15 protein-coding genes are annotated in these 15,875 nt (G+C 66.2%); 6 read left to right on the top strand and 9 right to left on the bottom strand.

What is annotated here, in order from left to right:
- Positions 1-30 precede the first annotated feature (30 nt).
- Entirely contained in the window at positions 31-3,012 is a 2,982-nt protein-coding gene (locus C8C96_RS15005; protein WP_121942801.1) for an HD domain-containing phosphohydrolase, read from the top strand.
- A 132-nt stretch (positions 3,013-3,144) separates the two neighbouring features.
- On the opposite strand, the gene C8C96_RS15010 is transcribed toward C8C96_RS15005, so the two are convergent.
- From C8C96_RS15010 to C8C96_RS15030, 5 genes are all read right to left on the bottom strand, one after another.
- Positions 3,145-4,200, bottom strand: a complete 1,056-nt coding sequence (locus C8C96_RS15010) for a GGDEF domain-containing protein (RefSeq protein WP_056063179.1) — start codon at positions 4,198-4,200, stop codon at positions 3,145-3,147.
- A 39-nt stretch (positions 4,201-4,239) separates the two neighbouring features.
- Complete coding sequence (gene trmB / locus C8C96_RS15015) at positions 4,240-5,013, bottom strand: tRNA (guanosine(46)-N7)-methyltransferase TrmB (protein ID WP_121942802.1); 774 nt, start codon at positions 5,011-5,013, stop codon at positions 4,240-4,242.
- A complete protein-coding gene (gene gluQRS / locus C8C96_RS15020) occupies positions 5,010-6,023 on the bottom strand; it encodes a tRNA glutamyl-Q(34) synthetase GluQRS (protein ID WP_233584244.1) in 1,014 nt (337 codons plus the stop codon). Before gluQRS ends, trmB begins: the two co-directional genes overlap by 4 nt.
- Positions 6,020-7,024, bottom strand: coding sequence for an FAD-dependent oxidoreductase (locus C8C96_RS15025; RefSeq protein WP_233584327.1), 1,005 nt, complete (start codon positions 7,022-7,024; stop codon positions 6,020-6,022). The genes gluQRS and C8C96_RS15025 overlap by 4 nt, the downstream gene beginning before the upstream one ends.
- A gap of 235 nt (positions 7,025-7,259) precedes the next feature.
- Positions 7,260-8,198 (bottom strand): LysR family transcriptional regulator, encoded by a 939-nt coding sequence (locus C8C96_RS15030; protein WP_056744595.1) that lies wholly within the window; start codon positions 8,196-8,198, stop codon positions 7,260-7,262.
- 104 nt (positions 8,199-8,302) lie between these two features.
- On the opposite strand from C8C96_RS15030, the gene C8C96_RS15035 reads away from it, so the two are divergent.
- The 5 genes from C8C96_RS15035 (at position 8,303) to C8C96_RS15055 (ending at position 11,513) form a co-directional block, all read left to right on the top strand.
- Positions 8,303-9,004, top strand: coding sequence for a pirin family protein (locus C8C96_RS15035; RefSeq protein ID WP_108497528.1), 702 nt, complete (start codon positions 8,303-8,305; stop codon positions 9,002-9,004).
- 40 nt (positions 9,005-9,044) lie between these two features.
- The gene (locus tag C8C96_RS15040) at positions 9,045-9,458 is read left to right on the top strand and encodes a DoxX family protein (protein WP_056744599.1); all 414 of its coding nucleotides are present in this window, start codon (positions 9,045-9,047) and stop codon (positions 9,456-9,458) included.
- A gap of 143 nt (positions 9,459-9,601) precedes the next feature.
- The gene (locus C8C96_RS15045) at positions 9,602-10,156 is read left to right on the top strand and encodes a flavodoxin family protein (RefSeq protein WP_099730381.1); all 555 of its coding nucleotides are present in this window, start codon (positions 9,602-9,604) and stop codon (positions 10,154-10,156) included.
- Positions 10,157-10,215: 59 nt separating this feature from the next.
- On the top strand, positions 10,216-10,623 hold the full coding sequence (locus C8C96_RS15050) for an OsmC family protein (RefSeq protein ID WP_099730380.1): 408 nt from the start codon (positions 10,216-10,218) through the stop codon (positions 10,621-10,623).
- Positions 10,620-11,513 carry a pirin family protein gene (locus tag C8C96_RS15055; RefSeq protein WP_121942804.1) on the top strand — a complete coding sequence of 298 codons (894 nt, stop codon included), beginning with the start codon at positions 10,620-10,622 and terminating at the stop codon, positions 11,511-11,513. Before C8C96_RS15050 ends, C8C96_RS15055 begins: the two co-directional genes overlap by 4 nt.
- Positions 11,514-11,576: 63 nt before the next feature.
- Here C8C96_RS15055 and C8C96_RS15060 read toward each other — a convergent pair whose 3' ends face one another.
- The 4 genes from C8C96_RS15060 to C8C96_RS15075 form a co-directional block, all read right to left on the bottom strand.
- Entirely contained in the window at positions 11,577-12,359 is a 783-nt protein-coding gene (locus C8C96_RS15060; RefSeq protein ID WP_121944035.1) for a sulfurtransferase, read from the bottom strand.
- A gap of 87 nt (positions 12,360-12,446) precedes the next feature.
- Positions 12,447-13,301, bottom strand: a complete 855-nt coding sequence (locus tag C8C96_RS15065) for a MinD/ParA family protein (RefSeq protein WP_056065043.1) — start codon at positions 13,299-13,301, stop codon at positions 12,447-12,449.
- A gap of 10 nt (positions 13,302-13,311) precedes the next feature.
- On the bottom strand, positions 13,312-14,085 hold the full coding sequence (locus C8C96_RS15070; RefSeq protein WP_056065041.1) for a GGDEF domain-containing protein: 774 nt from the start codon (positions 14,083-14,085) through the stop codon (positions 13,312-13,314).
- 91 nt (positions 14,086-14,176) lie between these two features.
- The gene (locus C8C96_RS15075; protein WP_121942805.1) at positions 14,177-15,868 is read right to left on the bottom strand and encodes a SulP family inorganic anion transporter; all 1,692 of its coding nucleotides are present in this window, start codon (positions 15,866-15,868) and stop codon (positions 14,177-14,179) included.
- Between the last annotated feature and the right edge of the window lie 7 nt (positions 15,869-15,875).

A 15,875-nucleotide genomic window follows, 5' to 3' on the forward strand; every position in this document is an offset into this window, starting at 1 on the left:
AACGCCAGCTTTCACCCTAAAGTGCAGCGCATGGACACCCTGCGCGACAGCCCCCAAGACCCGCCGCCGTCCGCTGTGCTTCGCGGTACGGGCGCTGCTTCGGTGGGTCAAGGCGGCCACCTGCCATGGTGGCGCCGCATCACCATCCCCTTTGAGGTCCTGATCGCCACCGTGGTGGTCACCGCCATGCTGTTGTTGACAGCGTTGCTGGTGTACCAGGTCAGCACCAGCGCGCGCCAGGCCATCATTGCGGCGTCGGACGAGAGTGCGCAGCGCATCAGCCAGCTCATTGCCGAACGGGTGCATCGCATCGTGGACCCGGCCGATGCCACCATCCGCCTGCTGGCGTTCGACCCGGTGGCCTCTGCGTCCACCCTGCCAGCGCGGCTGCGGCGCCTGCCTGTACTGGCCCGGCTGCTGGAGCAGAACCCGCTGCTGTCGGCGGTGTTCATAGGTTACCCGGACGGGCAGTTTTTGCTGGTGCGACCGGTGCGAAACGAAGCCTTGCGGGTGCGGCTGGATGCACCGCCCAAAACGGCGTACCTGGTGCAATCCATGTCGCGCGAGCGCGGCCTGGCGGGCATGGTGGGGCGCTGGAGTTATTACGACGCGGACCTGCGGCTGATCGATTCGGCCGTGCGCCCGGAATATCGCTACGACCCCCGCACCCGGCCTTGGTACGCCGAGGCGCTGGAGCAGAACACCCAGATCCTCACGGCACCCTATGTGTTCTTCACCACGCAGGAGGTGGGCATCACGCTGAGCCAGCCCAGCGAGGACGGGCGTGCGGTGATTGGCCTGGACGTGGCCCTGACCGACCTGGGACATGAGATCAGTGGCCTGCGCCTGATGCCCCGCACCGAGATCGCGGTGGTGGACAAGGACCGCCGCGTGCTGGCCTATCCCGACATGTCACGCGTGCTGCTGCGTGATGGCAACACGCCGGGCCTGCGGCTGCGTGCCCTGGACGATCTGGGTGTACCCAGCCTGCATGCGCTGCAGGCGCTGGGCCTGAAAGATGGCGAGTCACGCCGCCTGCAGGCCGACGGCGAGGAATGGCTGGGCCGTTCGCTGCCGCTGGCATCGATGCGCTGGCAGGGGCTGCAGATCCTGATGGCGATTCCTACCAAAGAGCTGCTGGCCGAGGTGAACAACAACCTGCGCCAGCAGGTGTGGCTGTCGGTGTCGCTCATCGGTCTGATGCTGCCGTTGGGCTGGCTGGCTGGCCGGCGCGTGGGGCGCAGTCTGTTCGGGCTGGCGTTGCAGGCCAGGGCGCTGGCGCGGTTTGATTTCCGGCGGCCCGAACGGCGGGTGTCGCCGGTGCGCGAGGTGCGCGACCTGGGGCAGGTGATGGACCGCATGTCCGACACCATCCAGGAGTTCTTGCACATCACCCACCACATCAGCGCCGAGTCGCGCACCGACCTGATGCTGTCGAGCGTGCTGTACGAGCTGGTGCGCGCCACCAGTTGCACCGGCGGTGCGGTGTACCTGGTGGACCCGCAACGCACCGGCTTGCTGCGCGCGGCCCGCCATTGCGAAGACCCGGAGCAGCAGTCGCGCTACCCCGAGCACCTGGCCATGGTGCAATTCATCAACCATACCGAGCCCCAACCCGGCGACCAGCACGAAGACGACGACGACACCGAGCCCGCGCGTGTGCTGCGTGTGCAGCTGCGCACCCGTGACGGGCAGCCCCTGGGCCTGCTGGTGCTGCGCTACATCGCGGACCAGACGCAGGACGACGCGCATTTCCGGGCGTTTGTCGAGAAGTTGTCGGGCACGCTGTCGGTGGCCATCGAGACGCGCAGCCTGATCGAAGGCCAGAAGAAGCTGCTCGATGCTGTCATCCGCCTGCTGGCCGACGCGATCGACGCCAAGAGCCCCTACACCGGTGGCCATTGCGAGCGCGTGCCGGAGCTGGCCGAGGCGCTGATGGACCGCATGTGTGCGGCCAAGGACGGTCCATTTGCCCAGGTGGCCATGACCGATGCCGAGCGCTACGAATTCCGCCTGGGGGCCTGGTTGCACGACTGCGGCAAGGTCACCAGCCCCGAGCACATCATCGACAAGGCCACCAAGCTGGAGACGCTATACAACCGCATTCACGAGGTGCGCATGCGCTTTGAGGTGTTGTGGCGGGACGCTGAGCTGGACTACTGGAAGCAGCATGTGTCCGGCGTGGACCCGGTGCGCCTGCAGCGTGAGCTGCTGCAGCGGCGCGAACAACTGCAGGAAGACTTTGCCTTTGTAGCCCGCTGCAACGTGGGAGGCGAATTCATGGCCGATGCGGACATTGCCCGCCTCAAGGCCGTTGGCCGCCAGATATGGCAACGGCATTTTGACGACCGCCTGGGCCTGTCGGCCGCCGAGATGCTGCGGCTTTCCAGCGTGCCGGTGCGCCCCTTGCCCGCCAACGAGCCGCTGCTGGCCGACCGGCCCGAGCACATCGTGCCCTGGGGCACACGCACGCCGCCGGTGGAGGCGGGCAACCCCGCCAATCGCTGGGGCTTTGACATGGTGTTGCCGCCCTACGAGGCGCACCTGGGCGAACTGCACAACCTGTCCATCCAGCGGGGTACGCTCACTGCCGAAGACCGCTTCAAGATCAACGACCACATCGTGCAGACCATCATCATGCTCAGCGGTCTGCCGTTTCCGCCGCACCTGGCGCGCGTGCCGTCGATTGCCGGGTCCCACCACGAAAAGCTGGACGGCACCGGCTACCCCCGGCGTCTGAAGGCGCCAGAGCTGACGCTGGCCGACCGTGTGATGACACTGGCCGATATCTTTGAGGCGCTGACTGCGGCCGACCGGCCCTACAAGCCACCCAAGACCTTGTCCGAGTCGCTCAAGATCATGACCCACATGGTGCGCGAGCGGCACATCGATGCCGAGGTGTTCCGCTTCTTCCTGACCAGCGGCGTGTGGCGCGACTACGCAGAGCGCTTTCTGACACCTGCGCAGCGCGACGAGGTCAATGTGGAGGCCATTCTGGCGTCGCTGGGCTGAGAGGGGAAAGACGCCCTATGGTGGACGATGGGGCAATGCGTTCTTGCGCGGACTAGCCTTTTTGCAGCGGACAGCGGACAGCGGACAGCGGACAGCGGACAGCAGACCATATGCCCATGGGGCCCGGCCCGGTCAGAACAGCTCGACGTCGTCGTTGGCGACCTTGGTCGCCAGTTGACCGCTGGCCACCAGATCGTCATAGAAGCAGACCTGGTTGCGGCCATGTTCCTTGGCGTAGTAAAGCGCTTGGTCGGCCTGGCCCAGAATCTCTACGGGCGAGCCGCGCGTGGTGCTCACAAAGCCCAGGCTCACCGTGACCTGGCCCACCTGCGGGAAGTGGTACTCCTGCACGGCCAGCCGGAAGCGGTTGAACACCTTGTGGGCGGTGCTCAGTGTGGTGGAGCGCAGCAGCACCACAAACTCTTCGCCGCCAAAGCGGAAGATGCGGTCATGGCTGCGGAAAGAGCTGCGCAGGATGTTGGCGATCAGGATCAGCACCTCGTCGCCATACAGGTGGCCGAACCGGTCGTTGACCTGCTTGAAGTGGTCGATGTCCACCACCGCCAGCCATTGCTGCACGGGTTCGTTGTCGCTGGCCACTGCGGTTTCCTCGGCCGCAAAGGACTCGGTAACGGCGCCCGTCCGGCTGGCCAGCCCGCTCATGGTGTAGCGGGAGAACTGCTCGTCAAACGTCTTGCGGTTGAACAGGCCGGTGAGCGCATCACGCTCGCTGTAGTCGAGCAGGCTCTGGTAGTTCTGGTACACCTGAAACACGCCCATGAGCACGTCGAGCTTGTGGGCCGAGAACGGGCGCGACTGCGTGATCTCCAGGCAGGTGCTGACCTTGTCGTGCATCCACACCGGCAGCCACAACACATGGCGGCCCCGGCGGGGCGAGGCCAGCGCGCTTTCGCCATGGCTGTCCACGCAGTCCCGCAGCGCGGGGTATTGGTCCAGCGGCTCGCGGCGGGGGTCGGCGGCGGCTTCGGAGTCGGTGGACACGAGCTGGCCGCTGTCCACCCAGGTGCGGGGGCGCACATGGGGCACACCACCGTCCGTGAACAGCTCCAGGGCCCGCACCTCGATGATGCTGCTGAGCTTTTGCAGCGTGGACAGCACCGATACCTCCAGCCGCAAGTGGTCGCGGTGGCCAGTCATCTCCACCAGGTTTTGCAGGATGGGTTTCATAGGCGGTGTGGTGCGGGCCGATCGGGGCATGTCGTGGGGTCAGTTACGGCGCACAAACACCACGTCCCACACCCCATGGCCCAGTCGCAGGCCACGATTTTCGAATTTGGTCAGCGGGCGGTAGTCGGGTTGCGGTGCAAAGCCGTCTGCGGTGTTTTGCAGCAGGGGTTCGGCGCTCAGCACCTGCAGCATTTGCTCGGCGTAGGGCTGCCAGTCGGTGGCGCAATGCAGGTAGCCTCCGGGCTTGAGGCGTGCAGCCAGCTTGGCAACCAGCGGGGGCTGGATCAGGCGGCGCTTGTTGTGCTTTTTCTTGTGCCAGGGGTCGGGGAAGAAGATGTGCACACCGTCAAGAACGCCGGGCGGCAGCATGTGGTCGATCACCTCCACAGCGTCGTGCTGCAGGATGCGGATGTTGGTCAGCTCTTGCTCGCCGATGCGCTTGAGCAGGGCACCCACGCCGGGCTCATGCACCTCGCAGCACAGGAAGTTGTCATCAGGCCGCACGCGGGCGATATGGGCCGTGGCCTCGCCCATGCCAAAGCCGATCTCCAGCACCAGCGGTGCGCTGCGGCCAAAGGCGGCGGTGGCGTCCAGCGGGGCGGGGGTGTAGGGCAGCACAAAACGCGGGCCGAAGTCCTCAAAGGCCTTGGCCTGGCCCGTGGTGGTGCGGCCGGCGCGGCGCACAAAGCTCTTGATGGTTTTGGGGTGGGTCACACCGGCGGGGGCAGAGCCCTGTACGGCGGGCGCTGTGGGGGCGGCGGCTGCGGCAGGCGCAGCACTGGCGGGGGCGGAAGCTGTGGTCAATTCGGTCACGGTGGGCCATTGTAGTTTCGTCGCCACGCCGCCACCCACTGTGCCAGTGCGTCGGGTATGCAAATGTTGTGCAGATTTGCCACAGCGGGCAGGCCGAGTGCCAGCGCGGCTTGGGACAGGGCCATCAACGGGTTCTGCAGTTTCAGCGCCTGCGCGCCGTTTTGTTTGGAGAGTTTTTCGCCGTTATCCCCGCACACCAGGGGGGTGTGCAGGTAGCGCGGTGTGGGCACCCCCAGGGCCTGCTGCAGCAGGATCTGGCGGGGCGTGTTGTCGGCCAGGTCCTCGCCCCGGACCACATCGGTGATGCCCTGCTCGGCGTCGTCCACCACCACGGCCAGCTGATAGGCCCACAGTCCGTCTGCGCGGCGCAGCACAAAGTCGCCCACAGCGGTCGCAACCTGTTGCTGCTGGCGGCCCAGGCGGCGGTCGTGCCACTGCAGCAGCCCGTCCGCTATTGAATATGTAGCACTCCAGGCATGATCCACTAGCGCTATCGGCTGTTTTGGCTTGAAGTCTGTCACATTGAAGCGCCAGGAACGCCCCGTGCGGCCATGCAGCCCATGGCGGCAGGTCCCGGGGTAGGGCAGTGCGGCATGGCGTTCACGCGCATGGCCCTGCGCGGCATGGGCGTCTTCGACGTCCTTGCGTGAACAGGCGCAGGGATAGGCATCGCCCTGCGCCACCAGCTGATCCAGTGCATGCTGGTACAGCCCGCTGCGCGCAGACTGCCACTGGGGCGGGGCATCGGGGTGCAGGCCACAGGCGGCGAGCTGCTGCAGGATGAAGGTGTCAGCCCCCGGCACGCAGCGGGGCTGGTCCACATCTTCCATGCGTACCAGCCACCGGCCGTTGTGTGCGCGTGCGTCCAGCCAGCTGGCCAGCGCGGCCACCAGAGAGCCCGCATGCAGCGGGCCCGTGGGAGAGGGGGCAAACCGCCCCACATAGCGCCCCTCAACGCGTACTGCGGGGCTGCCCTTGTCGTGCGGCGTTGCGCCCACGCCCCCCGTCATGCCACGGCAAGTGCCAGTTCCAGGCCCGACACAAAGGCATCTTCCAGCCGGTGCCCCAGGCACCAGTCTCCGCACGCACCCAGGCCGGCCTTGGCGTCCCACAGGTGGCTCTTGCCCAGCGGGTGGGTGGTCTGCGCATAGCGCCAGCGGCGGGTGTCGGCATGCGCGGGCTCGGCCCGGATGCCGGTGACCTCGGCAAATGCCTTGAGCAGCTTGGCCTGCACGCGGGCTTCGTCGTCTTCGAGGTGTTCTGCCGACCAGGCGGGGCTGGCCTGCACCGTCCAGCGCTCCACCACATTGCGACCCGGCTTGGACGACTCGCGCGCCAGCCAAGCAATGCGGTGGTGGGTGCTGCGCGCGGCGTTCCATTGCGGGCCCAGTGTGGTCAGGCCCGGGCGCACGGCCTGGGGGTAGGCCAGCATCAGGGTCCAGCAGGGGGCAATGGCCACCTTGGACATGGCGTCGGCCAGTGGGGAGTCGAGTCCGGAGCCGGAAATCAGGGCCTGCGCAGGCACGGAGGGCTGGGCCAGCAGCACGGCATCGAAGCCTGCGTACACATGTTGCTCGCCGCCTGCGCCTTCGGTGCGCAATTGCCAGCCTGGTGCGTTCACGGCGTCGGGTTCGATGCGGGTGACGCGGGTGTGGGTGATGAGCTGGCCTGCCTGAACCAGGGGGTCGGCCCAGGTGGTGACCAGCGACTGCATGCCCGGGCTGGCCACCCAATGGGCCTCGCGGTGGGGCAGGCCCACGGCGGCTACGCGGCCTGCAGCGTCCAGTACCTGGACCGAATTGGCGCTCCAGCGCTTGCAGATGCCGGGCACGGTGTCGATGGCGCGGGCAAAACGCGGGTCGCGCACGGTGAAATATTGGGCGCCGGCATCAAAGTTGCCAAAGGGGCTGTCGATGGTGGCGGTGCGGCCACCGGCCTGATGGGATTTTTCGAACACCGTCACCCGGTGGCCGGCCTGGACCAGGGTGCGGGCGCAGGCAATGCCCGCCATGCCTGCGCCGATGATGGCGAAGTGGCGCTGCGGTTTGCCGGAGGGGGTGACTGGGGTGGCGGGCGCTGCGGAGGCCGCAGGGATCGGGGCGCTGGTGCGTCGGAGCCGTTTGGCGGGGAGAGGATCAGGTTTGCTCATGGGAGGCCTTTCGGTGACGGTCGGCAAAAGAAATGCGATGCAGAACCAACAGGAACCACTCTACACGCGGTGCCGGCCTGTGCGCACTTGATCAGGGTCACAAATGATGGTGGTTTTCCAGCAGAGCGCGGCGTGTGGCGGGACTTTGCAGCTGGTTCAGCCACCACTGCAGCGCGCGGCCGGGTGCGGTGAACCCGGGACCACCCCAGGCGTAGTGCACGCGCACGTTGCGTTCGGGTCGGGCCACGCGGCGCGCCACCAGGCGCCCGGCTTCCAGGTAGGGGCGCACCATGGGTTCGGGCAGAAAGCCTCCGCCCAGGCCGCGCAACTGCACGCGCACCTTGGCCTGCATGGTGTCCACCGTCAGCACATCCTGCCCGCCCAGCAGGCCCATGGTGGCGCCGCCACGGGTGGCCGAGTCGGCCACGGCCACGGCGCGGTGCTCCAGCAGCGTGGCGTCGGAGATCGGCTCGGGCGCGGTGGCCAGCGGGTGATGGGGCGCCACCACGTAGATGAAGAGCACATCGCCCAGCAGCCCTTGCTGCAGGCCGGCCACGTTGTTGCTGGCCACCGAGACGCCAATGGCCAGGTCTGCGCGGCCGGAGGTCAGTGCCTCCAGCGTGCCGGTCATGATGCCGTCGCGCAGCTTCAGCCGCGTCGGGGGCTTCATGGCGTAGAACGCGTCCACCAGCTCCAGCAGGGTGTGGGGCGAAATGATGCCGTCCACCGACAGGGTGAGCTGCGGCTCCCAGCCCGTGGCCACGCGGCGCACGCGGTGGGCCACGGCGTCGATGTCTTGCAGCAGGCGCGCGCCTTCGCGCAGCAGCTCCACCCCGGCCTCAGTGGGGCGGGCCTGGCGTGCGCTGCGGTCGAACAGCAGCACGTCCAGTGCGTCTTCGATCTGGCGCACGCGGTAGGTGAGGGCGCTGGGCACCAGGCCCAGTTGCCGTGCGGCGGCGGCAAAGCTGCCAGCCTCGGCAATCACCTGCAGCATGGTCAGCGCATCGGGGGTGAGGACATCGCGGGCGTTTTGCATGGTGACGCCATGTTAATTCAGATTATTTGAACAGTGCCATCAATCCGTCTGTGCCCGCAGAGGTGGCTGCGGTCCTACAGTCGAGTCTTGAAAGGAGCACTCACATGCTGACTGTTCGTAAATCGCAAGACCGGGGCCACGCCGACCATGGCTGGCTCAATTCCTTCCACAGCTTCTCGTTTGCTGGGTACTACGACCCTGCCCACATGGGCTTTGGCAACCTGCGGGTCATCAACGAAGACCGCATTGCGCCGGGCACCGGGTTTGGCACCCATGGCCACCGCGATATGGAAATCATCAGCTACGTGCTGTCGGGCGAGCTGGCCCATAAGGACAGCATGGGCAACGTCAAGGGCATCCCGCCCGGTGACGTGCAGCGCATGAGCGCAGGCACCGGCGTGCAGCACAGCGAGTTCAACCACGCTGCTGGCCAGACCACGCATTTTCTGCAGATATGGATCGAGCCGAACGTGCGCGGCATCCCGCCCAGCTACGAGCAAAAGACCTTTGCCGAGTCGGAAAAGCGCGGCGCCCTGCGCCTGGTGGCATCGCCCGACGGCGCCCAGGGCTCGGTGAAGATCCATGCTGACGCAGCCTTGTATGCGGGCTTGCTGAATGGTGACGAGTCCGCCACCCTGGCGCTGAACCCCGCCCGCAAGACCTATGTGCACCTGGTGCGTGGCGCGCTGAGCGCCAACGGCCAGGCCCTGTCGGGCGGCGATGCGCTGCTGATGGAAAAGGAAACCACCTTGTCGTTGACCGATGGCCACGACGCCGAGGTGCTGGTGTTTGACCTGGCCGCCTGATCTTTACCTCGTAACCACTTTCACTCAGGAGTTCTTCACCATGTTCACATCCCTGCAAAACCCTCTGGCCCTGGCATCGCGCCTGCTGCTGGCCGCCCTGTTCCTGCCTGCGGGCATCAGCAAACTGACCGGCTTTGCCGGCACCGTGGGCTACATCACCTCGGTGGGCCTGCCCATGCCCACGGTGGCGGCAGCGGTTGCGGCGGCGGTCGAAGTGCTGGGCAGCCTGGCGCTGATCTTTGGCGTGGGCACCCGGTTTGCCGCACTGGCGTTGGCCTTCTTCACGCTGGTGGCCAGCTTCTTCTTTCATGCCTACTGGAACCTGCCCGCAGACAAGCAAATGATGCAGCAGCTCATGTTCTTCAAGAACGTGGGCGTGACCGGCGGCCTGCTGGCCCTGGCAGCGTTTGGCGCCGGCGCCTGGAGCCTGGACGCACGCCGCTCGGACCGCTGATCCGGTTGGAATAGAAAGGGCCTGCAATCCGCAGGGGTGCAGGTTCTGGCATTCAATCTCGTCGTTGGTTGTCGTTCTGTTGGTAGTTCTTTTGGTTCTTTCCCCTGGTCTCGTTCCCTCATCGTTTCAACAGGAGTTATCTCATGGCACACATCGCAGTTGTTTACCACTCGGGTTATGGTCACACGCAGCGCCTGGCGCAGTCTGTGGCGGAAGGTGCCGGCGCCCAGCTGGTCGCTATTGATGCAGAGGGCAACCTGCCCGAAGGCGGCTGGGAAACGCTGGCCGCTGCCAGCGCCATCATCTTTGGCTCGCCGACCTACATGGCGGGCCCCAGCTGGCAGTTCAAGAAGTTTGCCGACGCATCTTCCAAGCCCTGGTTTAGCCAGGCCTGGAAGGACAAGCTGTTCGCGGGCTTCACCAACAGCGCCAGCACCAATGGCGACAAGCAGATCACGCTGGACTACATGTTCCACCTGGCCATGCAGCACGGCGGCATCTGGGTGGGCAACGGCATGATGCCCGCCAACTCTAAGGCGGCCACGCGCAACGATGTGAACTGGATCGGCTCGTTCAGCGGCGCCATGTCCCAGTCGCCGTCCGACGCCTCGGCCGCCGAGATGTTCCCTGGCGACCTGGAAACGGGCAAGCAGTTCGGCCAGCGCGTGGCTGACGTGGCCCGCCGGCTCGCCCGTTAAGGCGAAGCCCCTGTTTGGCGCTACAGTGGCGCGCCCCAATACAACCAGGAGAACACCCCATGGCAGTTGAATTGCGGCGCGTCCCCGGCGCGCCCATGGCCCAGACCGTGCATATCCGCGCGCACGACCTCGTGGCCGATGGCAGTGTGGAGGAGGGCGGCGCTGACAGCGGCCCCAGCCCGCACGACCTGTATGACGCTGCCTTGGGGGCCTGCAAGGCGCTCACGGTGTTGTGGTACGCACGCCGCAAGGGCCTGCCGGTGGAAGATGTGCAGACCGTGGTCGAGCGCGACGCATCGGCCGAACGCACGGGGGTCTACCGCCTCGCGACCCGGCTGCAGGTCAGCGGTGATCTCACCGATGCCCAGATCGCCGAGCTGGAAACCGTGGCGCAGAAATGCCCTGTGCACAAGCTGATGACCACGGTGACGACCGAGATCAGCACTTCGTTGGAGCGTGCATCATGAGCGATACCCCCAGCTTTCTACCCCTCACGGGCCATGCCAAGGATCTGGGCGGCGGTTTCACCGTGCGCCGCCTGCTGCCCGCTGTGCAGCGCAAGGCGGTGGGGCCTTTCCTGTTTTTCGACCACTTCGGTCCGGTGACGGTGGCACCGGGCGACAGCCACGATGTGCGGCCCCATCCGCACATTGGCCTGGCGACGGTGACCTACTTGTTCTCTGGCGCCATCATGCACCGCGACAGCCTGGGCTACGTGCAGCAGATCGAGCCCGGCGCCATCAACTGGATGACGGCGGGGCGCGGCATCGTGCACTCCGAGCGCCGCCCGGAGAGCCTTGCGAACCAGGCTTATGTGAACCATGGCATCCAGCTTTGGGCTGCGTTGCCGGCCGCGCACGAGGAAGCCGACCCCTCGTTTGTACACACGCCTGCGGCGGCCATTCCGGAGCTGCTGGTGGATGGCGCCACCGTGCGGGTGTTGATCGGCGAGGCCTTTGGTCAGACCTCCCCGGTGGCCACGTATTCGCGCACCTTGTACCTGGACATTCAGTTGCCTGCCGGGGCCACGCTAGAGATTCCGGCGCTGGTGCCCGAGCTGGCGGTGTACACCGTGGATGCACCCGTGTCGCTGAACGGCGATGAGGTGCAGGCGCACATCCTGGCCGTGGCGGAACCCGGCCGGCCCCTGCGCCTGACGGCGGGCGAGAGCGCCGTGCGCCTGATGGTGATTGGCGGCGAGCCGCTGGATGCGCCACGCCACATGTGGTGGAACTTTGTCTCCAGCCGCAAGGACCGCATCGTGCAGGCCGCCAGCGACTGGGAGGCCCAGGCCATGGGCCAGGTGCCGGGCGAGGTGGAGTGGATACCCCTGCCGGAACACCGCTTCAAGGCGTGATCAAAGTGTGATATGTAGATAAAAATGGGCTGTAGCGCCAGTACATAAAACGCTGGCAGCTCATTATTTGATAGCGCCTTCTGTAGCGGCTGCAGCCGCTGTAGGCGTGTCGATGGCGAGCCCGGTGTCCAGCACGCGGCGCTCGTCAAACACAAAACACCCGCCGTGGTAGTGCGCGCCGTCTGTCAGCTCAAAGTATTTCAGGATGCCACCCTCCAGCTGGTAGACATGGGGCAGGCCTTCCTCGCGCATGAGGATGGCGGCTTTTTCGCAGCGGATGCCGCCGGTGCAGAAGCTCACCACCGTTTTGTCCTGCAGTTCGCTTTTGTGCGCGCGCAGCGCAGGGGGAAACTCGGTGAACTTGTCGATGCGCCAGTCGATGGCGTTGTCGAACGTGCCTGCGTCCACCTCAAAAGCATTGCGGGTGTCGAGCGTGACCACTTCGCGGCCGTCGTCGTCATGGCCTTGGTCCAGCCAGCGGCGCAGCGTGGCCGGGTCTACCGAAGGCGCACGGCCTGCGGCGGGGCGGATGGTGGGGTGGTCCATGCGGATGATCTCGCGCTTGACCTTGACCAGCATCTTGCGAAACGGCACCGTGGCCGACCAGCTTTCCTTCGGTTCCAGATCGGCAAAGCGTTCGTCGGTACGCAGCTGAACCACAAAACCCCGCACGGCTTCGGCCGGGCCCGCCAGAAAGAAGTTGATGCCCTCTTCGGCCAGCAGGATGGTGCCCTTGAGATGGGCGGCCACTGCACGCTCATGCAGCACATCGCGCAGCGCGGCGGCATCGGGCAGCGGCACGAACTTGTAGCAGGAGATGTTGAGGACGGTGTCGGTAGTGTTCACGGCAGTAAAAATGCACAAAGGCCCGCTGGCGGGCCTGTGGGTCACAGTGGCCGGGCTGCGCCTCATGCGCCGCTCGGCGTATTCGGGTCAGGCCGCAGGCGAAAGCAGCGTGGACTCGATCTTGTTGGCCAGCTGGGCAATGGCCAGTGCCGCCGGGCAGCCGGGGGTCTGCAACAGCAGCAGCTGGCGGCGCATCACGGCGTCGCGCACCGAGGGGTCGGCCGGGATGTCGCCCATGTGGATCAGCCGCATGGGGCGACCGGATTCGGTGCTCACAAAGCGGTCGAGCACCTGCTGCAGCTGGCTGGTGATGGCGCGGCCGTCGCCCGGACGCGCCGCCTGGTTGATGACCATGCGCACATGCTGGCGTTTTTGCTGCATGGCCAGCACCTTGATGGCAGCGTAGGCGTCGGTGAGCGAAGTAGGCTCGGGCGTGGCCACGATCAGCACCTCGGAGGCCAGGGACACCGAGAACAGCACCACGTCGGAGATACCGGCGCCGGTATCGAGCAGCACCACGTCGTAGCGCGGCGTGAGCGCCTGGATCACGTTCAGGAACTGGTTGCGCACTTCGGGCGTGAGGCGCGAATACTCCACCATGCCCGAACCGGCCAGCAGCACGTCAAAGCCACCGGGCGCGGCGATCACGGCGTCGTCCAGTGCGGCCTTGCCGGTGAACACGTCGTGCAGGGTGATCTTGGGGTGCAGGTTCAGCACCACGTCCAGGTTGGCCAGGCCCAGGTCGGCGTCGAGCACCAGCACGCGCTGGCCTCGGCGGGTTAGGGCGGCGGCCAGGTTGGCCGATACGAAAGTCTTGCCCACACCACCTTTGCCGCTGGTCACCGCAATGATGCGGGCGCCAGGAGCGGCAGAGGCCAGGGGGGCGGCAGGGCCTGCAGGGGCTGCAGGCGTTGTGGGTTGGGGGGACAGCGCGTCGCTCATCATCTAACTTTCAGTAGGCGCTGCCTGTTGGGTTGGGGTCCAGTGGAGGCAGGTCGCCCCAACCCGAAGGGGTGTAGAGCGGGCCAAACAACAGGCTTTTCTCTTCGGCACTGACGGTGCTGTCGGGTTGTTCCTCGATGCTGACGCGGTTGCGGCCCGACGCCTTGGCCTGGTAGAGCTGGTGGTCGGCCCGGTCGGTCCACAGCAGGGTGGTGGAGCGGATCCACTGCATGGCAAACGCGCCGCCGATGCTCACGGTGACGTTCAGCTCCACCGTGGGGGAAATGCGGATGGGCGTGTTGGCCACTGCGCGCCGGATGCGTTCTGCCACCACGCGGCCAAAGGCAGCCTGGCAGGCCGGCAGCACCACGGCAAATTCTTCACCGCCGTAGCGGGCCAAGGTGTCCATGGGGCGCACGCAAGCACTGAGCGTGCGGGCCACCGACTGCAACACCACGTCACCAGCCAGGTGGCCGTGGGTGTCGTTCACCTTCTTGAAATGGTCGATGTCCAGCATCAGCAGCAGGGCCGCCTCGCCTGAGCGTGTGACACGGTCGATCTCGCGCTCGAGCACCGCGCGGAAATGTCTGCGGTTGGCCAGGCCGGTGAGCGGGTCTTTGAGCGACAGCTCGCACAGGCCATCGATGAGACCCTGCAGGTACAGGGAAGGCACCTCGCGGTGCAGTGCTGCCTCGCTGCCGCCGGCCTGAGCCACCAGAGCGTGAGCAGTATCCAGGCGAAGGTCGCGCAGATCTACCAGATGAGAGGCCGCAGAGTCAGACACAAATTGGAACAATGAGAGTTAGGCAAGTGTACCAGCGCGCCAGCAAGAACAGGGCCAACGCAAGGCCGGCGCGGCGTAGGTGAAACCCGGTCTACGCACGGGCCACGACGGACTCGGGAAGCTGCTGCAGCGCCACCAGCGCCTCGGCATCGGTGCGGTACATGGCCAGCCCAGGGCCCAGCTTCAGCAACCCCGCCTGCCGCAGGACCTGCTCTGCCGGCAGCTTCAGTCCGCTCAGATGCAATGTCCCACCCCGCAGTTCCATTTGCGCCAGCAACTGGGCGAAGGTTTCCACGCCGGTCACATCGATGCGGTTGATGGGCTGCGCCAGCAGACACAGGTGCAGCACCTCGGGGTGGGCGGCCAGGTGTTCGGTCACGCGCCGCTCCAGAGCGCTGGCAGAGGCAAAGTCCAGCTCCGCGTCCATGCGCAGCGCCAGCAGCCGGGGTGCCAGTGGCGGCAAGTGCCACAGGTGCCGGTCGCGCAGGCTCCCATCAGGGTGCAGGCCCACTTCAATGATGCGCGGGTGCAGTCGCTGGTAGAGAAAGTGGCTCAGATTCATCAGCAAGCCCACCAGCACGCCCCAGTACATGCGCGGCGCCGTGGCCAGGGTCAGGGCAAAGGTGACGCCACCGATCACTGCCTCTACCCGCGACACCCGCCACAGCCTCATCAGGGTGCCCGGTTTGATGAGGCTGGTGACGGCCGTGACCACGACCGCCGCCAGCACCGACTGCGGCACGTGGTACAGCGCGGGCGTCAACCACAGCAGCACGACCAGCACCAGGCTGATCGCAAACAGTGTGGCCCAGCCCGTCTTGGCACCGGCGTAGAGGTTGATGGCCGAGCGTGAAAACGACGCACTCGTGGCAAAACTGCCGCACAGGCCACTGCTGATCTTGGCCAGGCCCTGGCCAATCAGGTCCTGGTTTTCGTTCCACTGCTCCTTGGAGCGCTGGCTTTCCACCTTGGCGCTCGATGCCGTCTCCAGAAAGCTCACCAGCGTCACCACCAGCACGGGCATGACCAATGCACTGAAACTGGACCAGGGCAGGGCGCCGGGCCAATAGGGCGCTGGCAAGCCCGATGGCAAGGCGCCCACCACTGCGCCACCTGCATCGGCATAACCCAGGGCCCAGCTCAGAGCACCCGCAGCACCCACCACCACAATGGCCGCCGGGAACTGGGGCAACAAGCGGCGCGCCAGCATCAGCACAGCGAGACTGCCCAGGCCGAAGCCCGCTGCAGTCAGGTCGAACAGCCCCAGTGATGGCGTGGACAGCAGGGCGCCCCAGTCGGCAGCCCGCAACCCGGTCAGTGCCCCCAACTGCGACCCCAGGATCAGCAGGGCCGCCGCCTGCGTAAAACCATTGAGTACGGGTGAGGTCACGAGGTTGAGCAACCAGCCAAAGCGCGCCATGCCCATCACCATCTGCAGCAGACCCGACAGCAGGGCCATCCATGCCGCCAGGGCCACCCACTGCGCACTGCCTGGCTCGGCCAGGCCGGTGAGCGAGGCGCCGATCAGCAAACTGGTGAGCGCTGTGGGCCCCACCCCCAGCCGCGTGGATGAACTGAACAGCACGGCGACCAATGCCGGAATCAGCGATGCGTAAATGCCCGTGACCAGCGGCATGCCCGCCAGCGCCGCATAGGCCACACCCTGCGGCACCAGCATCAGCCCCACCGTCATGCCCGCCCAGAACTCCCCTTTGAGCAGTTGTCGGTCAGGGCGGGGCCATTTCAAAAAAGGAAGCCAACGGGCGAGCGAAGACACGGTCATGCCCCGA

The sequence above is a fragment of the Acidovorax sp. 100 genome (assembly GCF_003688355.1).
Classification (GTDB): Bacteria; Pseudomonadota; Gammaproteobacteria; order Burkholderiales; family Burkholderiaceae_C; genus Acidovorax; species Acidovorax delafieldii.

What these genes read in the sequence shown, in the direction of transcription:
- C8C96_RS15005 (WP_121942801.1), top strand. Translation starts at nt 31, where the DNA reads ATGGACACCCTGCGCGACAGCCCCCAAGACCCGCCGCCGTCCGCTGTG.
- C8C96_RS15010 (WP_056063179.1), bottom strand. Translation starts at nt 4,200, where the DNA reads ATGAAACCCATCCTGCAAAACCTGGTGGAGATGACTGGCCACCGCGAC.
- gluQRS (WP_233584244.1), bottom strand. Translation starts at nt 6,023, where the DNA reads ATGACGGGGGGCGTGGGCGCAACGCCGCACGACAAGGGCAGCCCCGCA.
- C8C96_RS15025 (WP_233584327.1), bottom strand. Translation starts at nt 7,024, where the DNA reads ATGGCGGGCATTGCCTGCGCCCGCACCCTGGTCCAGGCCGGCCACCGG.
- C8C96_RS15030 (WP_056744595.1), bottom strand. Translation starts at nt 8,198, where the DNA reads ATGCAAAACGCCCGCGATGTCCTCACCCCCGATGCGCTGACCATGCTG.
- C8C96_RS15035 (WP_108497528.1), top strand. Translation starts at nt 8,303, where the DNA reads ATGCTGACTGTTCGTAAATCGCAAGACCGGGGCCACGCCGACCATGGC.
- C8C96_RS15040 (WP_056744599.1), top strand. Translation starts at nt 9,045, where the DNA reads ATGTTCACATCCCTGCAAAACCCTCTGGCCCTGGCATCGCGCCTGCTG.
- C8C96_RS15045 (WP_099730381.1), top strand. Translation starts at nt 9,602, where the DNA reads ATGGCACACATCGCAGTTGTTTACCACTCGGGTTATGGTCACACGCAG.
- C8C96_RS15050 (WP_099730380.1), top strand. Translation starts at nt 10,216, where the DNA reads ATGGCAGTTGAATTGCGGCGCGTCCCCGGCGCGCCCATGGCCCAGACC.
- C8C96_RS15055 (WP_121942804.1), top strand. Translation starts at nt 10,620, where the DNA reads ATGAGCGATACCCCCAGCTTTCTACCCCTCACGGGCCATGCCAAGGAT.
- C8C96_RS15065 (WP_056065043.1), bottom strand. Translation starts at nt 13,301, where the DNA reads ATGAGCGACGCGCTGTCCCCCCAACCCACAACGCCTGCAGCCCCTGCA.
- C8C96_RS15075 (WP_121942805.1), bottom strand. Translation starts at nt 15,868, where the DNA reads ATGACCGTGTCTTCGCTCGCCCGTTGGCTTCCTTTTTTGAAATGGCCC.